Origin of the sequence: Pseudomonas sp. NIBRBAC000502773 (assembly GCF_006517195.1) — a bacterium.
In the GTDB taxonomy this organism is placed as follows: domain Bacteria; phylum Pseudomonadota; class Gammaproteobacteria; order Pseudomonadales; family Pseudomonadaceae; genus Aquipseudomonas; species Aquipseudomonas marginalis.
The window spans coordinates 2,863,462-2,880,311 of sequence record NZ_CP041189.1; the positions used below are offsets into that span (position 1 = coordinate 2,863,462).

Below are 16,850 nucleotides of genomic sequence, written 5' to 3' on the forward strand. Positions count from 1 at the left end.
TTTTGTGCTTCGACAGCCTTGGGTGGTGCTTTATCGGTGGCGGCGCTCCTCCTCTTCCAGCAGGGCCTGCAAGGTATCCAGGCGTGCGCCTTCGCAGGCGATCACGGTGCCTTGTTCGAACACGCGGCGTGACAGGCCGGTGAGCACGGCGCCCGGGGGCAGTTCGATTTGCAGGCGCACACCACGCTCGTAGGCGCTTTGTACGGTGCCGCGCCAGTCAACGACGCGGCACATGTTGAAGGCCAGGTCGTCGCGCAGGTGTTCGGGGTGGTAGATCGGCCGCGCGCGGGTGCTGCTCAGGTAGGTGATGCGCGGCGCCTTGAGCGGGACAAATGCCTGGGCCAGGACCTCGGCCGGTTGCGCCAGCAGCGCACAATGGGACGGCACACTGACAGCCAGGCGCTTGGCGATGCCGTTGCCCTTGATGCGCGCGGCGACACGCTTCATGGCCTCGTCGCTGCCGGCGATCACAGTCTGGTTATCGGCGTTGATATTGGCCAGGTACACCGGGGTTTCGGGGCTGTGGATGTCGGCGAGGAGTGTTTCGACGGTGGATAACTCCACGCCGATGATCGCGGTCATGCCGTAGCCGTGTGGATAAGCGCTTTGCATCAGTTGGCCGCGCAGGCTGACCAGCTTTACCGCATCGGCAAAATCCAGGGCCCCGGCGATGACCGCCGCCGGGTAGGCGCCGATGGACAGGCCCGCCACGTAATCCGGGGTGCGCTCCAACAGGCGGGCGTGGGCGACGCCGGCGATCAACAGGCACAGTTGCACGGCGCGGGTACTGGCCAGGGCTTGCGCTGAATCGAGCCGGCGCACGTCTTCGCCCAGGGCATCGCTGGCTTCTTCCAGCACAGGTTCGGGCAGCGACTGGAGCATGCCTGGTCGCTGGGCACCCTGCCCCGGAAACACCAGGAGGCTGCTCATGCCACGGCCTGCCAGGGATCGTCGACCAGGTGCGCGCCGCTGATGGTTTTCAACAGCACGCGACGTGATCCGCCAGCCCATTCGCGCAAGGCCACGGCGCCGAACGGGGTTTGCAGTTGCAGGTCCACGGGGCACACCGCCGCGTCCAGGCTCGCCAGCAGGTCCTCGGCATCGCTGCGTTCAAGGCGCTTGGGCGTACGCAGGATCAAATCCAGATCACTCTGGGCATGCAGCGCTTCGATGCCGGTGGCCAATTCAAAGCCTGCGCTACCGCTGACGCCCCATGCCTCGTGCACCAGCACCGAACGCAATTGAGCAAGCGCTTGCAGCGCGGGTAAATCCCGTGACGAAACCACGTCGCGCAGGGCTTCCGGTGCAACACGCCGCTGCACCGCCGCCAGCGGCATCTCGGCGGCGAACCGCTGCTCACGCAAACGCCCGCGCACGCCGACCGCCACATAACCCGGTTCGGCAATGGCGCGGCGCACCACCACCGGGTGGCCGGCGCCAAGCGCCTCCAGCACCCAGGCCGGTGCATCGGCGGGCGCATGCGCCGGGGTCATGCCCCAGAGCAAGTCGTGGGCGTTCACCATTGTTCCCGCAGCAGTTGGCGAACCTGGCTGGAGGCGGCGCGATTGGTCGCGCCGAGGCGCCCGCGCAAATCGGTGCTGCCGACGTCCTTGAGCGCATTCACCAGGCAATCGCTGACCCGTGCTACATCGTCCGCCGTGGGCTGTTCAATCCGGCTCACCGACAAGGTCTCCCAGAGCAAGCCGAGGCTGGCATAACTGTCGATGTCATAGGCCATGGGCGGCACGCTGGCGGCCAGGGCTTCCAGCTCTTCGACGCTGCGCAGGGTCACTCGCGCGGCCGAGGCCTTGCCCATCGCGTGCACCATCACGCCGGGGTCGCGCAGGGCAATCAGGCGGTTGGCCTGGTAGCCATGGGCGAGGAACGCACCGGACATGGCCTTGCCCACCAGCAGCGCAATCACCGGGTGCCCGGCGAGGCGAGCGCGAGCATAGCTGTCGGCGGCAGCGGCCAGGGCTTGATGGATGCCGAGGGCTTCTTCGCGACGGCCGTAGGCTTGGCTGGGCACATCGACGATGGCGATGATGGGCCGCTTGTCGCCGCGGGCGATGGCCTCATCGACGGCCTTGGCCAGGCCCCAGCCTTCGAGCAGGCCGACTTCGCCATTGCGTGCCCGAGGGAAGCGGTTTTGCGCGTCGGTCACTACGGCGACAAAGCGCACCTGTTGCTCACCCAATACACCGTCGGCCACCCTCAGCGACGCCGGTAAATCGTCTACAACTGGAGCGCCGGCGCTCAATGCGTTGAACCACTGCAAGCCTCTCATGAGCGTTCTCCCTGATACAGCTCGCGCACCGTCGCCGGGTCGATTTGCGCTACGGCGTCCAACTCGGCCAAGCGTGCGAGGTAATAATCAGCCTGGCGACTGCGCTGTTGTGCGGGCACACCCTGTTGCAGCAACGCGCTGACCGTCTGCTGGATCTGCGCCACATCATCGGCCACGTAACGGTCCGCCAGGCCACTGTTAAAACGCTGTTCGCCGCCCGTGAGGCTCCAGATAAAAGGACGGTCGCGGGAGTCGTACTCTTCCAGCCCGGCCTCCTGCTCGATCACCTGCGGACCGTTCAGCCCCAGGCGCGCTTCGCGGGTGACGACGAGGTAACTGCACAGCCCGGCCGCGATGGACATGCCGCCGAAACAGCCAACGCTGCCCGCCACTACGCCGATCACCGGCTGGTACTGGCGCAGGTCGACAATCGCCGCGTGTATATCGGCAATCGCGGCCAGGCCGAGGTTGGCTTCCTGCAAGCGCACGCCGCCGGTTTCCAGCAGCAGCACGGCGCGGGTCGGGATGCCCTTGCGGTTGTCTTCGGCCGCCAGCTCCAGGGCGCCGGCGATTTTCGCGCCGCCCACTTCACCGAGGCTGCCGCCCTGGAAGTTGCCTTCAATGGCTGCAATCACCACAGGCAAGTCGCCGATGCTGCCCTTGGCGATCACCACGCCGTCATCGGCCTGGGGCACCACCCCTTGGCGGCTGAGCCAGGGCGACATGACGCGCTGGAACGGGTCGATCAGTTCGCGAAAGGTGCCGGCATCCAACAAGGCCTTGGCCCGCTGCCGCGCCCCCAATTCCACGAAGCTGTGTTTAGCCAGCAAGTCAGTCATGGCCGATCTCCTCGAAACCCTGTTCCAGGCGCAAACGCACCACGCCGGGGGTGGCACCGAAATCGTGGATATCAATGTTCAGGGCCGGAGGCGTCTGCTCCTGGAAGATCCGCTCGAACAGGTGCTGCCAGCGTTGTTCGGCGCCATTCACCGAGGTCTGGACCTGGATGGTCAGCGTGCCGGCCGTGCCCGGTTCCAGCAGCACTTCCAGGTCGCCCGAGCCGACGCAGCCCACCAGCGCACGGCCTGTTGGCGGCTGCCCGGCGGGGAATTCAAAGGATAAGGTTTCCATCACAACGCTCCGTCGAGGCGGTCGATAAACAGGCAGGCGGCCAACAGGTCGGCGGCGCCACCGGGGGAGGCATTCAGGGCCAAGAGCTGGTTGTCCAGTTCGTGCAGGCTGCGGCGCCCGGCCAGGGTGGCGCTGCCGCCAGCGTCGAGCACTGCTTGGGCGCCGTGTTGCATTGCCTGCAGGCCTGCGGTGCCGGCGCGGTAGAGCACGCAGGTGTCGGCAAGCTCGGTCATGATCGCGAGCAAGGCGTCAAGACGCGCGTTCTGTTCACCGACGTTCTGGCGGCGGCTTTTGTGCAGTTGCGGCAGACCGCGTTGGGTCACGGCGGGGAAGCCCAATTGCGCTTCTTCACGGGCACCGCGTGCGCCGTAGCGTTGCGCGACCTGGGCGCCGTGGCTCATCGATTGGGGCGCGTAACGGTCGTTGAGCAGGGCCAGTCTGGCGGCGTTCAGCGTTATGGCACGCGGTTCCAGGGCAGCCGCTGCGGTCAGCAGGCCGAGGGCCCAGATCGCGCCGCGATGGGTGTTCACGCCGTGGGTGGTGGCGAGCATCGCCTGTTCACCTTCGCGCCCGATACGGCCGAGGGCTTCGCGCAGGGGCAAGCCGACCTCGCCGAATTCAAGCGCCGCCTCGGCCATTGCCTTGAACATCGGCCACAGCGCCAGCGCCGAGGCGTGCATCAGCCCCAGGTGCAAATCGCTGTGGGCGCCGTTGCCGCGGCGGTCCACCAGGGCGGGCTTGGGTGACAGGTCGGCTTCATCGATCAGCGCATCGACGGCCATATCCGCCAGGCGATCCGCGAGGCTGAGTTCGTGCAGTTTAAGGGCGCGCATTTACCAGCTCCTGAATTTGGCGGGCGGGTTGTACAGGCCACCGGACCACTCCACCAGGTCGGCCACGCTCTTGGCGGCCAACAACTCGCGGGTGGCATCGGTGCGGCGGATGCCCAAGTCTTCGGGCAAGGCGATCAGACCTTCGCGGCGCATGCGTGCGGTGTCCTTGGGGTTGTGGCGCATGCCGATGGCGGTCACCCCGGCGACGGCGGCGATCATCGCCTGGCGCTCTTCCAGGGACCGCGCCTTGTACAGGTAGGCGATGCCTTCTTCGGTAAGCAGGTGGGTGACGTCGTCACCGTAGATCATGATCGGCGCCAGGGGCATGCCGCTTTTGCGCGCCACTTCGACCGCATCCAGGGTGTTGACGAAGGTGGGCTTACCGCCTTCCTGGAAGGTCTCGACCATCTGCACCACCAGTTTTTTGCCACGCTCCAGCAGCGCTTCCGGCGCGTCGCCGTGGCGCATGTCCAGCCATGCCGGCGTACCGTGACGACGGCCGCGCGGGTCGTGGCCCATGTTGGGCGCCCCACCGAAACCGGCGAGGCGACCACGGGTCACGGTGCTGGAATGGCCGTCGCCGTCGACTTGCAGGGTAGCGCCGATAAACAGGTCCACCGCGTATTGGCCGGCCAGTTGGCAGAACATCCGGTTGGAACGCATCGAACCGTCGCGGCCGGTGAAGAACACATCCGGGCGCGCGGCGATGTAGTTCTCCATGCCCAGTTCGGTGCCGAAGCAGTGCACGCTTTCCACCCAGCCGCTTTCGATGGCAGGGATCAGCGTGGGGTGCGGGTTGAGGGTCCAGTTGCGGCAGATCTTGCCCTTCAGGCCCAGGGATTCACCGTAGGTGGGCAGGATCAATTCGATGGCAGCGGTGTTGAACCCGATGCCATGGTTGAGGGACTGCACATTGTGTTTTTCGTAGATGCCGCGGATCGCCATCATCGCCATCAGCACATGCACCGGCTTGATATGGCGCGGGTCGCGGGTGAACAGCGGCTCGATGTAGAACGGCTTGTCGGCCACCACCACGAAATCCACCCAACTGGCGGGGATGTCGACGCGGGGCAAGTCGCTGACGTCATCCACCAACTGGTTGACCTGCACGATCACGATGCCATCGCTGAACGCGGCGGGTTCGATCAGCGCCGGAGTATCTTCGGTGCTGGCGCCGGTGTAGATATTGCCGGCACGGTCAGCCATGAAACCGGCGGACAGTACGACGTTGGGGATCAGGTCCACCACCAGCCGTGCATAGAGTTCGATGTAAGTGTGGATCGCACCGATTTCCAGCAGGCCGTCTTCGAGCAATTGGCTGATGCGCAGGGATTGGGTGCCGGCGAAGGAAAAGTCCAGCTTGCGCGCGATGCCCTTTTCAAACAGGTCCAGGTGCTCGGACCGCCCGACGCTGGGCATGATCATGTGCAAATCGTGGAGCTTGGCCGGGTCGGCCTTGGCCAGAGAGCGCGAGAGGAAGTCGGCCTGCTTCTGGTTGTTGCCTTCCAGCACCACTCGGTCGCCGGGGAGGATCAGCGCCTCAAGCGCCTCGACGATCCTGTCACTGGGCAAAACCGCCCCGTCTGCATACTGCAAAACCCGCCCGAGCCGCCGCTGCTTCTCGTCACGCCGCCGCGTCCAGCGCGAGTCGGGGGTAGTTATTGTTGTCATGGTCGCTCCACGGGTTTGCTGTCGTGGGCTGTACCTTAGGAGTGATTCGGGGGCCATCAATCAAGCTTAGCGGTGGATCGTTACGGTTGGAGTAATGGAGAATCAGCAAACACTGATCCGAGCCAAAAGATGATCTAAATGTGGGAGGGGCTTGCCCCCGATAGCGGAGGGTCAGCTAAGTTATGTATCAACTGACACTCAGCCATCGGGGGCAAGCCCCCTCCCACATTTGTTCAGTGATGCCTGTTAGATAGCGGTCCCAAACAGGGGCTGATCAGTCCCTGTTTGGGACCTTTTCCAGCGAAGGGCTGACCTGCTCCAGCGCCCGATCCACCAACAACTGCCCCAACTCGGCCATTTGCTGGATCCCGAGCATGATGGCGCGCTGGGAAGTGTCCAGGTCGAAGGCCAGGTTGCAGGTGAGTGCATTGAGGGAGGACAGGGTTTCGCTGGCGTTGACCAGCAGCGTTTCGGTGGTTTGGTGGGGGTTTACGGCGAAGAGAGGCAGATTAGGGGTAGGTTTGATCATGATGAAACTCCTAAACAGTCAGTAAGGAGCGCCACCGTTCGCTTGCACGCGAATGAGGGTGGCGACCGTGCGCAGGTGTGCAAGACCGGGCCTGTTTAGGACACCCAGCAGGTCCGAAGACCTCCTGCGCGCAGCCGCCATAAAGCAGCGAGCACAAAAAACGCCCGTTGGTTGGCAGGGCGTTTGTACGCCTAAACAGTTTCGTCGGACTTGCACGTCCGTGTCACCGTTTTTTGCGATGACGGGACGAAGACTAGGCGCGCGGGCTGCACGCGACAAGTTCATGCACAGCCCAAAATCTTGCAGGAAAAATCCTAAGACCACCCGCAATCTGTCAAACACCGGCACTTTAATGTGGGAGGGGGCTTGCCCCCTCCCACAGGGGATCCTCACATGACTTAGATTCAGGCCAGTCCGGACTCGACCAATAAGGCTTCAAGCCCCATCAAATCCGGCACCTTCGCCACATGTTCCCCCACCTGCACCGCCGCCAGTTCCAGCGGGCACAGTGGCACGTCCACGTAGCTCAATTCGCTATCGAGCTTGTACGACCGTGGAATCCCCTGGATCACCAGCGCAATGAACTTCAACGTCGGTCGCCCGCCCAGTGCATTCAACACCACGATCCGCGAGCGTTCGCCGGTCACGCTGGCCTCGCCGCACGCTGCTTCAAAGCTGATCAACGGGATTTGCCGATCGCGCCACGTCACTTGCCGCAAATACCACGGCGGTGCATCGCTGGCCGGTTCGCCGCGCTGGAAGTCGATCAACTCGGCGATGGCGACGTTGGGCAGTATCAGGTGGCGGTCGGCCAGGGGCAGGAGCAGGCCGGTGAGTTGGCTGGTACGGTGGTCAAGCACGGGATTTGCTCCAGTAGGCGATGCTTTCGAGCAGCACCGATTCCTGGTACGGCTTGCCCAGGTAGTCGTTGACGCCGATGGCCATGGCGCGGTCGCGGTGTTTCTGGCCGGTGCGGGAGGTGATCATGATGATCGGCAGGCGCATCAGCCGGGGGTCGTTGCGCACCTGGATGGCGACTTCGAAGCCGTCCATGCGCGGCATTTCGATGTCGAGCAGCATCAGGTCGGGGGTATGTTCCTCGAGCACGGCGAGGGCGTCGATGCCGTCTTTGGCGGTGAGTACGTTCATGCCGTTGCGCTCCAACAGGCGGCTGGTGACTTTGCGCACGGTGACCGAGTCGTCCACCACCAGCACCAGCAGCGGGCGCTTTTTCAGCGGGTCGTTGAGGATCAACGGAGCATCCACCGGCTGGGCCGGCAAGGCCGGTTGCCGGGCGCGGATGTGCGCGAGCAGGTCGATGATCAACACCACGCGCCCATCCCCCAGGATGGTCGCGCCGGATAACCCCTGCACCCCGGAAAACTGCGGGCCCAGGCCCTTGACCACAATCTCCCGGGTGCCGGCCATGGCGTCCACATGCACCGCCACACGGCGCTCGTTGCACTGCACCAGCAACACCGGCACGGGTTGATACTGGCCCAGTAATTTCGGGCGACCGACGGTGTGCAGCAGGTCACCCAGGTAAAACAGCTCGTAGCGTTGGCCGGCATATTCATAACACGGCGGATCCTGCTGGTAGTGCCCCGCCAGCTCATGGGGCAGCACCCGCACCAGACCTTCGATGGTGTTGAGCGGAATCGCGTATTGATCGTCCGCGCAGTGCACCATCAACGCTCGGTTGACCGACACGGTAAACGGTAGGCGGATGCGAAAGTGCACGCCCTCCCCCGGTGTCGAGTCAATGAACATCGAGCCGCCGAGCTGGCGCACTTCTTCGTGTACCACGTCCATGCCCACGCCACGCCCGGAAATCTGCGTGATCTTTTCCGCCGTGGAGAACCCCGGCTGCAGGATGAACTGCAACACATCACGGTCGCTCATCTCTTGATGAGGGGCGAGCAAACCGCGCTTGATCGCCTTGCGCCGCACCGCATCCAGAGGCACGCCGGCGCCGTCGTCGCGCATGTCGAAAACGATATCGCCGCCTTCGTGGGTCAGGTCCAGGGTGATGCGGCCCTTCTCCGGCTTGCCGGCCAGCAGCCTAACATCGCGGGACTCCAGGCCATGGTCGACGGCGTTACGCAGCATGTGTTCCAGCGGTGCCGCCATGCGCTCCAGCACATTGCGGTCCATCTCGCCCTCGGCATTGCCGACGATGAATTCCACGTCCTTGCCCAACTCGCCCGCGACCTGGCGCACGATGCGCTTGAGGCGCGGCAGCATGCGCTCGAAGGGCACCATGCGCGTGCGCATCAGGCCTTCCTGCAACTCGGTATTGATGCGCGCCTGTTGTTGCAACAGGTCATGGGCGTCCTCGTTGCGGCGGTCGAGGGTGTCCTTGAGGTCGAGCAGGTCGGACGCCGACTCCGACAGTGCCCGGGACAGCTGCTGCAACTGCGAATGACGGTCCATTTCTAGCGGGTCGAATTCTTCATAGCCCAGGCGCTCGGCCTCGGCCTGTTGACGACTGAGGATGCGCCCCTGGGTTTCGGTGTCGAGGCGGCGCAGTTGGTCGCGCATTCGTTCGATAGTGGTTTCCACCTCATGCAGGGCAATGCGCGCATCGTTGACTTGCTGCTCGATACGACCACGGAAGATCGAGGTCTCGCCGGCCAGGTTGACCAGGTCGTCCAGCAGTTCAGCGGAAATCTTCACCATGTCGGCGCCGGGATCAACCACCGCTTCGGCCTTGCCTGCAGGCAGCGCCACGGGCGTCACGGGCTCATCGCTGGGGTGCACCAGGCTCTTGATACGTTCGATGAGCTTGTCCACCGAACCCACCGGCAGCCCATCCGCCACGGCGTCGATCATCTGCGCCAGGCGGTCGTGGCAGCCCTGCAGCAACGCGAACAGTTCGGCGGACGGCGCGAGCAAACCGGCGGACAGCCCTTCGTAGAGAAATTCCAGCTCATGGGCCAGGTCGCCGATCGGTCCGATCTCGACCATGCGCGCGCCGCCCTTGAGGGTGTGCAGGTCGCGCAGCAGGGTTTCGACTTCCTGGCGATTGTTAGGCTCGGCCTGCCAGCGCAGCAAGGCGCTGCCGGAGCTGTCGAGAATGTCGGCGGCTTCTTCGAGGAAGATGTCCAGCAACTCGGGGTCGGTGCCCGGCGTTTCCGCAGGTGGAGCGGCCTGTGCAGCCGGCATGCCGCCCTGGCGTAGCGCGCGCAACCGGGCGACCAGTTCGGCGCTGTCGCTCAAGGGTTGATGGTGCTGCAGTTCCTCCAGTTGCAGGGCCAGTCGCTCATGGCTGGCCATCAGCACCTGCGACAGCTCGCTGGAGTAGCTGTAGCGCCGATCCACCAGGCCTTCGTACACGCACTCCAATTCATGGGCCAGGTCGGCCACCGGTCCGATGTCGGCCATGCGCGCGCCGCCCTTGAGGGTGTGCAGGTCGCGCTGCAGGGACGACAACGGCGCGGCACTGTCCGGCTCCAGCAGCCAGCGTTTCAGGGACTGCCCCGCACTGTCGAGGATATCCACGGCTTCTTCGAGGAAGATCTCCACGAGTTCATCGTCGATCCACGTTTCATCCTGCAGTTGCGCGGTGGCGGCGCCCAGTTCGGAGATGCTCAGGGCGCGGCTGCCGTCGCTTTTGATCAGGCCGGTGGCAGAAGGGTCCAGTGCATCGTCCAACAGTTCGCGCAGGGCGTGTACACGTGCCGGTGCCGGGATGATTTCCTGGCCGGCGGCCAATTGATCGAGCATGTTGATCAGCGCTTCATGGGCCTGTTCGGCCTCATGGAAAAACCGCTCGCTGACCGCCAGGCTGCTTTCTTCCACGGCGCCGTAGAGGTCGAGCAAGGCTTCGCAGAGTTCATCGATGGCGTGCAGGTCAGCAACATGCGCGCCCTCCCCCAACGTAGTCAATTCATCCAGCAGCGCGGTGAGTTCCTGGCGTTCGCCGGGGTGCTGCTGCCAGCGGCGCAGCAGGCTTTCGGCGTCGAGCAGAATGTCCATGCCCTGGGCCAGGAAGTTGGCGATCAGTTGCGGGTCGCGCTTGATCCGCAACCCCGTGTTGGGGGCGTCGAGCAGCGCGGCCAGTTGATGGTCGAGCAGGGCCTGGGTACGGCGGATCAAGTCATCCGCGCCCTTGATCGGCACCAGGGGATCGCGGTCCAGTTGACGCAACCCACGCTGGAACAGGCCTTCGGCTTCCAGCAGCAACTCGACTTCGTCCAGATCCAGCGGCAGGCGATGGGCCTTGTATTCGCGGGTCAGGTGATCCAGTGGGCGCACCAGCTCGGCGATCGGCAACACGCCGGCCATGTAGGCGCTGCCCTTGAGGGTGTGCAGGGCGCGTTGCAGTTCATCGCTGACTTGCAGCGGCACATGCTCGGCGGCCTGTTGCAGGAAGTGGTTGAGGCTGTCCAGATGGCTCTGGGCTTCGTTGCGGAAGATCTCCAGCAACATCGGATCGTGGGGTTCGCCGACCGACGCTGGGGCGCCGTTGGCCCAGGCGTGGGCGCGAGCGGCCAGGGCGTCGACCTCATCGCGCTGGTGTTGCTCGCCCGTCGCGAAGTCGGCGATCAATGCCGGCAGCAGGGCCACGGCGTCATCCAGCACCTGTTGGATCTCGGGGCCTAGGGCCACGCTGCGCTCGAGCACACGGTTCAGCAGGTTTTCCACGGCCCAGGCCAATTCTGCCAGCACCAGGGCGCGCACCATGCGGCCGCTGCCTTTCAGGGTGTGGAAGGCGCGGCGCATTTCGCCCTGGGCGGTTTTGTCCGCACTGTTGGGCAGGTGGCGGTGCAGCACCTCAAGGACTTCCTCGGTTTCTTCGAGGAAGACATCGCGCAGTTCATCGTCGATGGGCGCTTCATCGGCCGGCGGCGGCAGCAGGCTACCGGGGCGTTGCAAGGCTGGCGGATTGAGGCGCGACGTGGGGTTGGCCAGTGCGTCGAACTGCGACTGGCTGGGCGCAACCTCGCTCGACAGCGCGCCATCGGGTGCTGCCAGCGCCTGGCGCCAGGGTTTTTCGGCGGGCAGGTAGCCCAGCGCAGCCAGGCTTTGGGTGGCCATTTCCAACACCCGTTCACCGGCGGCGTCCGGGTCCTGGAGCATGCGTTCGAGGTAATACTCCAGGCTGCTGATCACGTCAGCGAAATGCCCCAGTTGCAGCTCCGACGGCGGGCTGTCGCTGACCATCAACTGTTCGTCGACGTAATCGGTGCAACCGCGCATCAGGCTTGCCGCGCGGGGCAAGGGGATCATCGCCAGCGCGCCGCGCACCTGGCTCAGCAGTTCCGGCAGGGATTCCAGGCGCTGGCGGTCCCAATCGGCTTCGATACAGTCGATCACCAGCTCCTTGGCTTGCTGCAGGCACTGGCAGGATTCGCGGATGACCAACTGGTGGATCTGGGTCAGGTCGGTGGTGGGCAGGCGGCTCTCTTCATGGCCTTCCGGCTCGACGGTGCCGACCATTCCCGCCAGCGTGGCTTCCACATAGAGCAGCGCGCCGGCGACGTCCATCAACACCGCATCGTTGGGCTCGCGATGCCCCTGGGCCAGGCTCAATACCACCGCCAGCTGGTCGATGATGACTTTGCGCGGCTGGCCAAACCCCAGCACCGCGAGGGTATCGGCAATCTGTCGCAGGGGCGCCAGCAGCGCGTCGAGGTCGCTCGTGTGCTGGCGGTCGCTGCGCACGAACAGGTCGAGGCGCTCTTTGACCCGCACCAACTCTTCACACAACGCACCGAGCACCGAGCCCATGGCGTTGCGATCCGGCCCGGCAAGGCGCGCGCGTTCGGCGTCCACCACCGTGCTATCGGGCAAGGCCTCATCCAGGCTGTAGCGCTCTTTCAGACTCTGCATGCGTGGGGTCGGCCGGGTGACTTTGGCGACGTAAAACAACAGGCTCTTGAGCAGTTCATCCGGTGCGGGCTGGTTGATCCCGCCGATGCCCTGCGCCAGCAGGCGCTTGAGCTGCTTGTCGCTGGCCTTGAGCAGGCTGCGCAGCGCAGGGCTGTTGGCGACCACGCCGGTGAGCATGCCCTCGACCAGCGCCGACGCCACTTGCCACAGCGGCAACAGCGGCGCGCCCTGGCACAGCGCCTCGAGGCGCGCGAACACCCGCGCCATGTCTTCCAGGTTGCTCGGCCCGTGGTCTTCACGCAGCAGCCCGGCGAGGGCTTGCTGCAACAGTTGATGCCACTGGCGCAGTTGCGCCTGAAGGTCGGCCGGCGCGCGTTGGGCCAGGATGTCATCGGCAAGCGGCGCAATCGACAGCAGGGGCGGGCTGAACAAGCTGGTTTCCGACAGCAGGCTTTCGCCGTGGGCGCTGCGCAGGTCGTTGAGCAGCGGCAGCACCACCAGCGGTAAATCACGGCGGGCGCTGTGCACCCGGTCAAGGTACAACGGCAGTTGGCCCAGGGCCTGTTGCAGCAGGCGGATACTTTCCTCGCGCTGGCCGACATGCCCGGCCTGGAGCGCCAGGGCCAGCTCCTCGATCTCTTCGGCCAGCAGCGCCGCGCCGTAGAACTCGACCATTTGCAGCGCACCATGCACCTGGTGGATAGCGTCCAGGCACTGGCTGATCACGCCATCGTCGTGGGTCTCGACAAATGCATCCAGCGCCGAACGGGCCTGTTTCAGGGTTTCGGCAATGTCGCCCTTGACCCATTCGAGGGCCACGTAGTCGTGCCGATCAACCATAACTGCTCCGCTTAGAATTCGTGGGTTGCCTGGATCTCAAAGCCAATAGAGATCTAGTGTGGGAGGGGGCAAGCCCCTCCCACATTTGGATCGCATTTCAATCATCAACCTGTTTGGCCGCTGGCAGGGTGAAACCCGACACCGACCTGCGCAACTGGCTGGCCATCTTCGCCAAGTTGCCGATGCTTTCGGCGGTAGCGGTGGAGCCCGATGACGTCTGCGTGGTGATCTGTTGGATCACGTTCATGGTCAGGGAGATCTGCCCCGCCGATGAGGTCTGTTGCTGCGCCGCGTTGGAGATGCTCTGGATCAGCGCGGCCAGGGTTTTCGATACGCCTTCGATCTCTTCCAGCGCCACCCCGGCGTCCTGGGCCAGCCGTGCACCGCGCACCACTTCGGTGGTGGTCTGCTCCATGGAAATGACGGCTTCGTTGGTGTCGGCCTGGATCGCGCGCACCAGGGTTTCAATCTGCCGGGTGGCCGCCGACGAACGCTCGGCCAGCCGTTGCACTTCATCGGCCACCACCGCAAAGCCGCGCCCGGCATCCCCGGCCATGCTCGCCTGGATCGCGGCGTTGAGGGCGAGGATGTTGGTCTGGTCGGCAATGTCGTCGATCAGGCTGACGATGTCGCCAATCTCCTGGGACGACTCGCCCAGGCGCTTGATGCGCTTAGCGGTGTCCTGGATCTGTTCGCGAATATTGTCCATGCCGTGGATGGTGTTGTGCACCACCTCGTTGCCTTTGTTGGCGATTTCTACCGAACGTTCCGCCACCGCCGAGGATTCGGCCGCGTTGGCCGACACCTGGTCGATGGACTGGGCCATCTGGTTGATCGCGGTGGAAGCTTCGGCGATCTGCTGGGCCTGATGCTCGGAGGCCTGGGCCAGGTGCATGGCGGTGGCCTGGGTCTCTTGCACGGCACCCGCCACCTGCCCGGCGGTGAGGTTGATGGTGGCCACCAGGTCGCGCAGTTGGTCCACGGAATAGTTGATGGAGTCGGCGATGGTGCCGGTGAAGTCTTCAGTCACCGAGGCGGTCACGGTGAGGTCGCCGTCGGCCAGGTCTTCGATTTCATCGAGCAGGCGCATGATCGCGTTCTGGTTGCGCTCGTTCTTCTCGGCGGTCTCGTGCAGTTGGCGGTTGGTTTCGCGCACCATCACCAGGCCGATCAGGATGATCGAGGCCAGCGCCAACAGGCCCAGCACATAGCCGCCGATGGTGTCGAAGCTGCGTCCGCTGGCGAGGTTTTCAAAACCGGTGGCCAGGTGCGAGGCTTCATCGAGCAGGGTTTGCGACAGGTTGAAAATATTGCTCGCCGAGGCGCGGACCTGGAACAGCTGTGGCGAGGTTTCGAGAATTTCATCCACGGAGCCGGAGACAAACTCGAACAACTCGGCGATTTCCGCCAGCCGCGCGCGGGCATCGCGGTCTTCGACCTGGGTGATGCGCAGCCCGGGGTTGCCGTTGAGCATGCCATTGAGCACCTGCCCGAAGCGATTGGCGTCGCGGCCAAAGGTGTCGGCGGCCTGGACGGCGGTTTCGTCACCGGCCAGCACCGTGTTGACCGCGCCCAAGATACGCTCGGCCAGCAGCGACTGGCGCTGGGCCAAGGCCACCTGGCTGGCCGGCGCGCCGCGTTGCAGCAGGATGTCGACGACCTTTTCCGATTCCATCTGCAATTGCGGTACGGTTTCGGCGAGGGTCGCGGCCACTTGGTGCAGTGACAACACGGTCTGTTCGCTGGCGAGGATCGCGTCGGTGTTTTTCAGCAGTGCCTCCCAGTCGGTCTGCACCGCGCGCATTTCGGCACGGACCGCACTGGGCGCAGCGGGCAGGCCGGTTTCCGGGTCGCCTTTTTTCAGGTAGCCCCAGCGTCGGGCAAAGTCGTTGCGCGCATCGCCCAACAGCTTGAATGCGGCGGCCTTGCCGGCGGCGGCCTCGGTAGCATTCTTGGCAATGCGTTGGGACAGCACGCGCAGTTCACCGGCGTGGCCGATGTACTGCTTGTCGTAGGTGGACTGGGTGTTGAGGTAAGCAAAGTTGGCGAACAGCAGCATGATGAACACGATCAGCGCGATAAACAGCACGATGATCTGTGAACGGCTACGTGAGCCGGCCTGGGGTTTGGGCGTAGTAGCGGTGGTCATGCGGCGACATCCATGAAGCCAGGGGCCTGGGCCAGGGCGAAGGGGCTGAAGACCTGCCACAGCGGCTCACCATCGAAGTGACCCTGGATAAACGGCGCGCTGGGGCTGGTGTTCGCCAGCAAGGCGTCTTGTGCAAAATGCTGCATCCCCACCACCTCATCTACCAGCAGCCCGACAAACAGATCGTTGTATTCCACCACCAGCACCCGCCGTTGCTTGCGCGCCTTGGACAGCTCAAGGCCAAGGAAGCCGCCGAGGTCCATCACCGGCAGCAAACGCCCGCGCAGGTTAGCAACACCCTTGACCCAGGCCTTGACCCCGGGCATTAAAGTGCAGCGCGGCTCATGCAGGACTTCGGCGACTTCGCCCATGGGCGCGACATACCAATGCTGCCCCAGGCGAAAGCCAATCCCGCTCCAGCGTTGCAGGCGGGTTTCCTGGGATGGCAGGTCGGCGGCCAGCAGGCGGCAGCGGCGGTCGATGTCCAGCAGCAACTCGAAGGCGGTTTGCGACTCGGTCATGATGGCGTGCCGTCAGCCGGCCAGCACCTTGTTCAGGGTGGCGATCAGGGTTTCCTCGTCCACAGGCTTGGTCAGATAATCCTTGGCACCCTGGCGTGCGCCCCAGATCTTGTCGGTCTCCTGATCCTTGGTGGTGATGATGATGATCGGGATGCCGTTGGTTTCCGGCTCCTTGGACAGCTGTCGGGTGGCCTGGAAGCCATTGAGGCCCGGCATCACGATGTCCATCAGCACGGCGTCGGGCTTTTCCTGGCGGGCCAGGGCCACGCCGTCGGCGCCGTTCTCGGCCTTGAGGACCTGGTGGCCGTGCTTTTCCAGCATGCCGGTCAGTTTGTACATTTCGGTCGGCGAATCGTCGACGATCAGAACACGTGCCATGGTTTTCCCCACTACATTGGTCGGCACCGGCCCTTGTGAGGCGGCGTCAGTGTGCTTGTTCCACTGCGGCGAACCCGGGCACATAGGCCTTGATCGCACTCAGCAGCTCTTCCTTGCTGAAAGGCTTGGTCAAAAACTGATCGACACCCACGATGCGCCCCTTGGCCTTGTCGAACAGGCCGTCCTTGGAGGACAGCATGATCACCGGGATCGACTTGAACACCGGGTTGTTCTTCACCAGGGCGCAGGTCTGATAGCCATCCAGGCGCGGCATCATGATGTCGACAAAGATAATGTGCGGGTGATGATCCACAATCCGGGCCAGGGCATCGAAACCGTCGATGGCCGTGATGACATCGCAGCCCACGTTCTTCAACAGCGTCTCGGCGGTGCGGCGGATCGTCTTCGAGTCGTCGATCACCATCACTCTCAAGGCGTTGGAATGCTGTTCCATATCTGCTCTACCATCGCCACAGCGAATCGGTTTTCGGTGTGTACTGCCTGATGTTGCACAGGATGAGCGCCGCAGGCCTTGGAATTCAAGGGCTGCTGCGCCGTGGCAGTCTTTTTAGCACAGTCTCGGGGAGCAATCTATCGAGGCACCCGCCCGGTGGTTTTTCCTTGACCCACAACAGCCGCAGCGCCACTCTGACGCCACTTTTATGCGCCCTAATTT

The 16,850-nt window shown here is 64.2% G+C and carries 14 protein-coding genes; all 14 read right to left on the reverse strand.

Going from position 1 to position 16,850, the window contains the following annotated elements:
• Positions 1 to 30: 30 nt before the first annotated feature.
• The 14 genes from mdcH to pilG all read right to left on the reverse strand — a co-directional run bounded on the left by mdcH (position 31) and on the right by pilG (position 16,628).
• Positions 31 to 930, reverse strand: a complete 900-nt coding sequence (gene mdcH, locus NIBR502773_RS13300; protein ID WP_141156215.1) for a malonate decarboxylase subunit epsilon — start codon at positions 928 to 930, stop codon at positions 31 to 33.
• Positions 927 to 1,523, reverse strand: coding sequence for a malonate decarboxylase holo-ACP synthase (locus tag NIBR502773_RS13305; RefSeq protein WP_098480787.1), 597 nt, complete (start codon positions 1,521 to 1,523; stop codon positions 927 to 929). The genes mdcH and NIBR502773_RS13305 overlap by 4 nt, the downstream gene beginning before the upstream one ends.
• On the reverse strand, positions 1,517 to 2,287 hold the full coding sequence (mdcE, locus tag NIBR502773_RS13310; RefSeq protein ID WP_141156216.1) for a biotin-independent malonate decarboxylase subunit gamma: 771 nt from the start codon (positions 2,285 to 2,287) through the stop codon (positions 1,517 to 1,519). Before mdcE ends, NIBR502773_RS13305 begins: the two co-directional genes overlap by 7 nt.
• Positions 2,284 to 3,126, reverse strand: coding sequence for a biotin-independent malonate decarboxylase subunit beta (locus tag NIBR502773_RS13315; RefSeq protein WP_141156217.1), 843 nt, complete (start codon positions 3,124 to 3,126; stop codon positions 2,284 to 2,286). Before NIBR502773_RS13315 ends, mdcE begins: the two co-directional genes overlap by 4 nt.
• Positions 3,119 to 3,418, reverse strand: a complete 300-nt coding sequence (locus NIBR502773_RS13320) for a malonate decarboxylase subunit delta (protein ID WP_065923835.1) — start codon at positions 3,416 to 3,418, stop codon at positions 3,119 to 3,121. The genes NIBR502773_RS13315 and NIBR502773_RS13320 overlap by 8 nt, the downstream gene beginning before the upstream one ends.
• Positions 3,418 to 4,251 (reverse strand): triphosphoribosyl-dephospho-CoA synthase, encoded by an 834-nt coding sequence (locus NIBR502773_RS13325; RefSeq protein WP_141156218.1) that lies wholly within the window; start codon positions 4,249 to 4,251, stop codon positions 3,418 to 3,420. Before NIBR502773_RS13325 ends, NIBR502773_RS13320 begins: the two co-directional genes overlap by 1 nt.
• Positions 4,252 to 5,922, reverse strand: a complete 1,671-nt coding sequence (gene mdcA, locus NIBR502773_RS13330; RefSeq protein WP_141156219.1) for a malonate decarboxylase subunit alpha — start codon at positions 5,920 to 5,922, stop codon at positions 4,252 to 4,254.
• 274 nt (positions 5,923 to 6,196) lie between these two features.
• Complete coding sequence (locus tag NIBR502773_RS13335; protein WP_092355663.1) at positions 6,197 to 6,451, reverse strand: DUF6124 family protein; 255 nt, start codon at positions 6,449 to 6,451, stop codon at positions 6,197 to 6,199.
• A gap of 404 nt (positions 6,452 to 6,855) precedes the next feature.
• The gene (locus tag NIBR502773_RS13340; RefSeq protein WP_115485585.1) at positions 6,856 to 7,311 is read right to left on the reverse strand and encodes a chemotaxis protein CheW; all 456 of its coding nucleotides are present in this window, start codon (positions 7,309 to 7,311) and stop codon (positions 6,856 to 6,858) included.
• Positions 7,304 to 13,126 carry an Hpt domain-containing protein gene (locus tag NIBR502773_RS13345; protein WP_141156220.1) on the reverse strand — a complete coding sequence of 1,941 codons (5,823 nt, stop codon included), beginning with the start codon at positions 13,124 to 13,126 and terminating at the stop codon, positions 7,304 to 7,306. The genes NIBR502773_RS13340 and NIBR502773_RS13345 overlap by 8 nt, the downstream gene beginning before the upstream one ends.
• A 97-nt stretch (positions 13,127 to 13,223) precedes the next feature.
• Positions 13,224 to 15,275: a methyl-accepting chemotaxis protein gene (locus NIBR502773_RS13350; RefSeq protein ID WP_027606079.1), complete on the reverse strand. Its 2,052-nt coding sequence runs from the start codon at positions 15,273 to 15,275 to the stop codon at positions 13,224 to 13,226.
• Positions 15,272 to 15,796 (reverse strand): chemotaxis protein CheW, encoded by a 525-nt coding sequence (locus NIBR502773_RS13355; protein WP_141156221.1) that lies wholly within the window; start codon positions 15,794 to 15,796, stop codon positions 15,272 to 15,274. The genes NIBR502773_RS13350 and NIBR502773_RS13355 overlap by 4 nt, the downstream gene beginning before the upstream one ends.
• A gap of 12 nt (positions 15,797 to 15,808) precedes the next feature.
• Positions 15,809 to 16,174: a twitching motility response regulator PilH gene (pilH, locus tag NIBR502773_RS13360; RefSeq protein ID WP_014720320.1), complete on the reverse strand. Its 366-nt coding sequence runs from the start codon at positions 16,172 to 16,174 to the stop codon at positions 15,809 to 15,811.
• A gap of 46 nt (positions 16,175 to 16,220) precedes the next feature.
• Entirely contained in the window at positions 16,221 to 16,628 is a 408-nt protein-coding gene (gene pilG, locus NIBR502773_RS13365; RefSeq protein WP_027606081.1) for a twitching motility response regulator PilG, read from the reverse strand.
• Between the last annotated feature and the right edge of the window lie 222 nt (positions 16,629 to 16,850).

Bases quoted from the DNA above. Each gene is read 5' to 3' on its own strand.
- mdcH (WP_141156215.1), bottom strand. From the start codon at position 930: ATGAGCAGCCTCCTGGTGTTTCCGGGGCAGGGTGCCCAGCGACCAGGC.
- NIBR502773_RS13305 (WP_098480787.1), bottom strand. From the start codon at position 1,523: ATGGTGAACGCCCACGACTTGCTCTGGGGCATGACCCCGGCGCATGCG.
- mdcE (WP_141156216.1), bottom strand. From the start codon at position 2,287: ATGAGAGGCTTGCAGTGGTTCAACGCATTGAGCGCCGGCGCTCCAGTT.
- NIBR502773_RS13315 (WP_141156217.1), bottom strand. From the start codon at position 3,126: ATGACTGACTTGCTGGCTAAACACAGCTTCGTGGAATTGGGGGCGCGG.
- NIBR502773_RS13320 (WP_065923835.1), bottom strand. From the start codon at position 3,418: ATGGAAACCTTATCCTTTGAATTCCCCGCCGGGCAGCCGCCAACAGGC.
- NIBR502773_RS13325 (WP_141156218.1), bottom strand. From the start codon at position 4,251: ATGCGCGCCCTTAAACTGCACGAACTCAGCCTCGCGGATCGCCTGGCG.
- mdcA (WP_141156219.1), bottom strand. From the start codon at position 5,922: ATGACAACAATAACTACCCCCGACTCGCGCTGGACGCGGCGGCGTGAC.
- NIBR502773_RS13335 (WP_092355663.1), bottom strand. From the start codon at position 6,451: ATGATCAAACCTACCCCTAATCTGCCTCTCTTCGCCGTAAACCCCCAC.
- NIBR502773_RS13345 (WP_141156220.1), bottom strand. From the start codon at position 13,126: ATGGTTGATCGGCACGACTACGTGGCCCTCGAATGGGTCAAGGGCGAC.
- NIBR502773_RS13350 (WP_027606079.1), bottom strand. From the start codon at position 15,275: ATGACCACCGCTACTACGCCCAAACCCCAGGCCGGCTCACGTAGCCGT.
- NIBR502773_RS13355 (WP_141156221.1), bottom strand. From the start codon at position 15,796: ATGACCGAGTCGCAAACCGCCTTCGAGTTGCTGCTGGACATCGACCGC.
- pilH (WP_014720320.1), bottom strand. From the start codon at position 16,174: ATGGCACGTGTTCTGATCGTCGACGATTCGCCGACCGAAATGTACAAA.
- pilG (WP_027606081.1), bottom strand. From the start codon at position 16,628: ATGGAACAGCATTCCAACGCCTTGAGAGTGATGGTGATCGACGACTCG.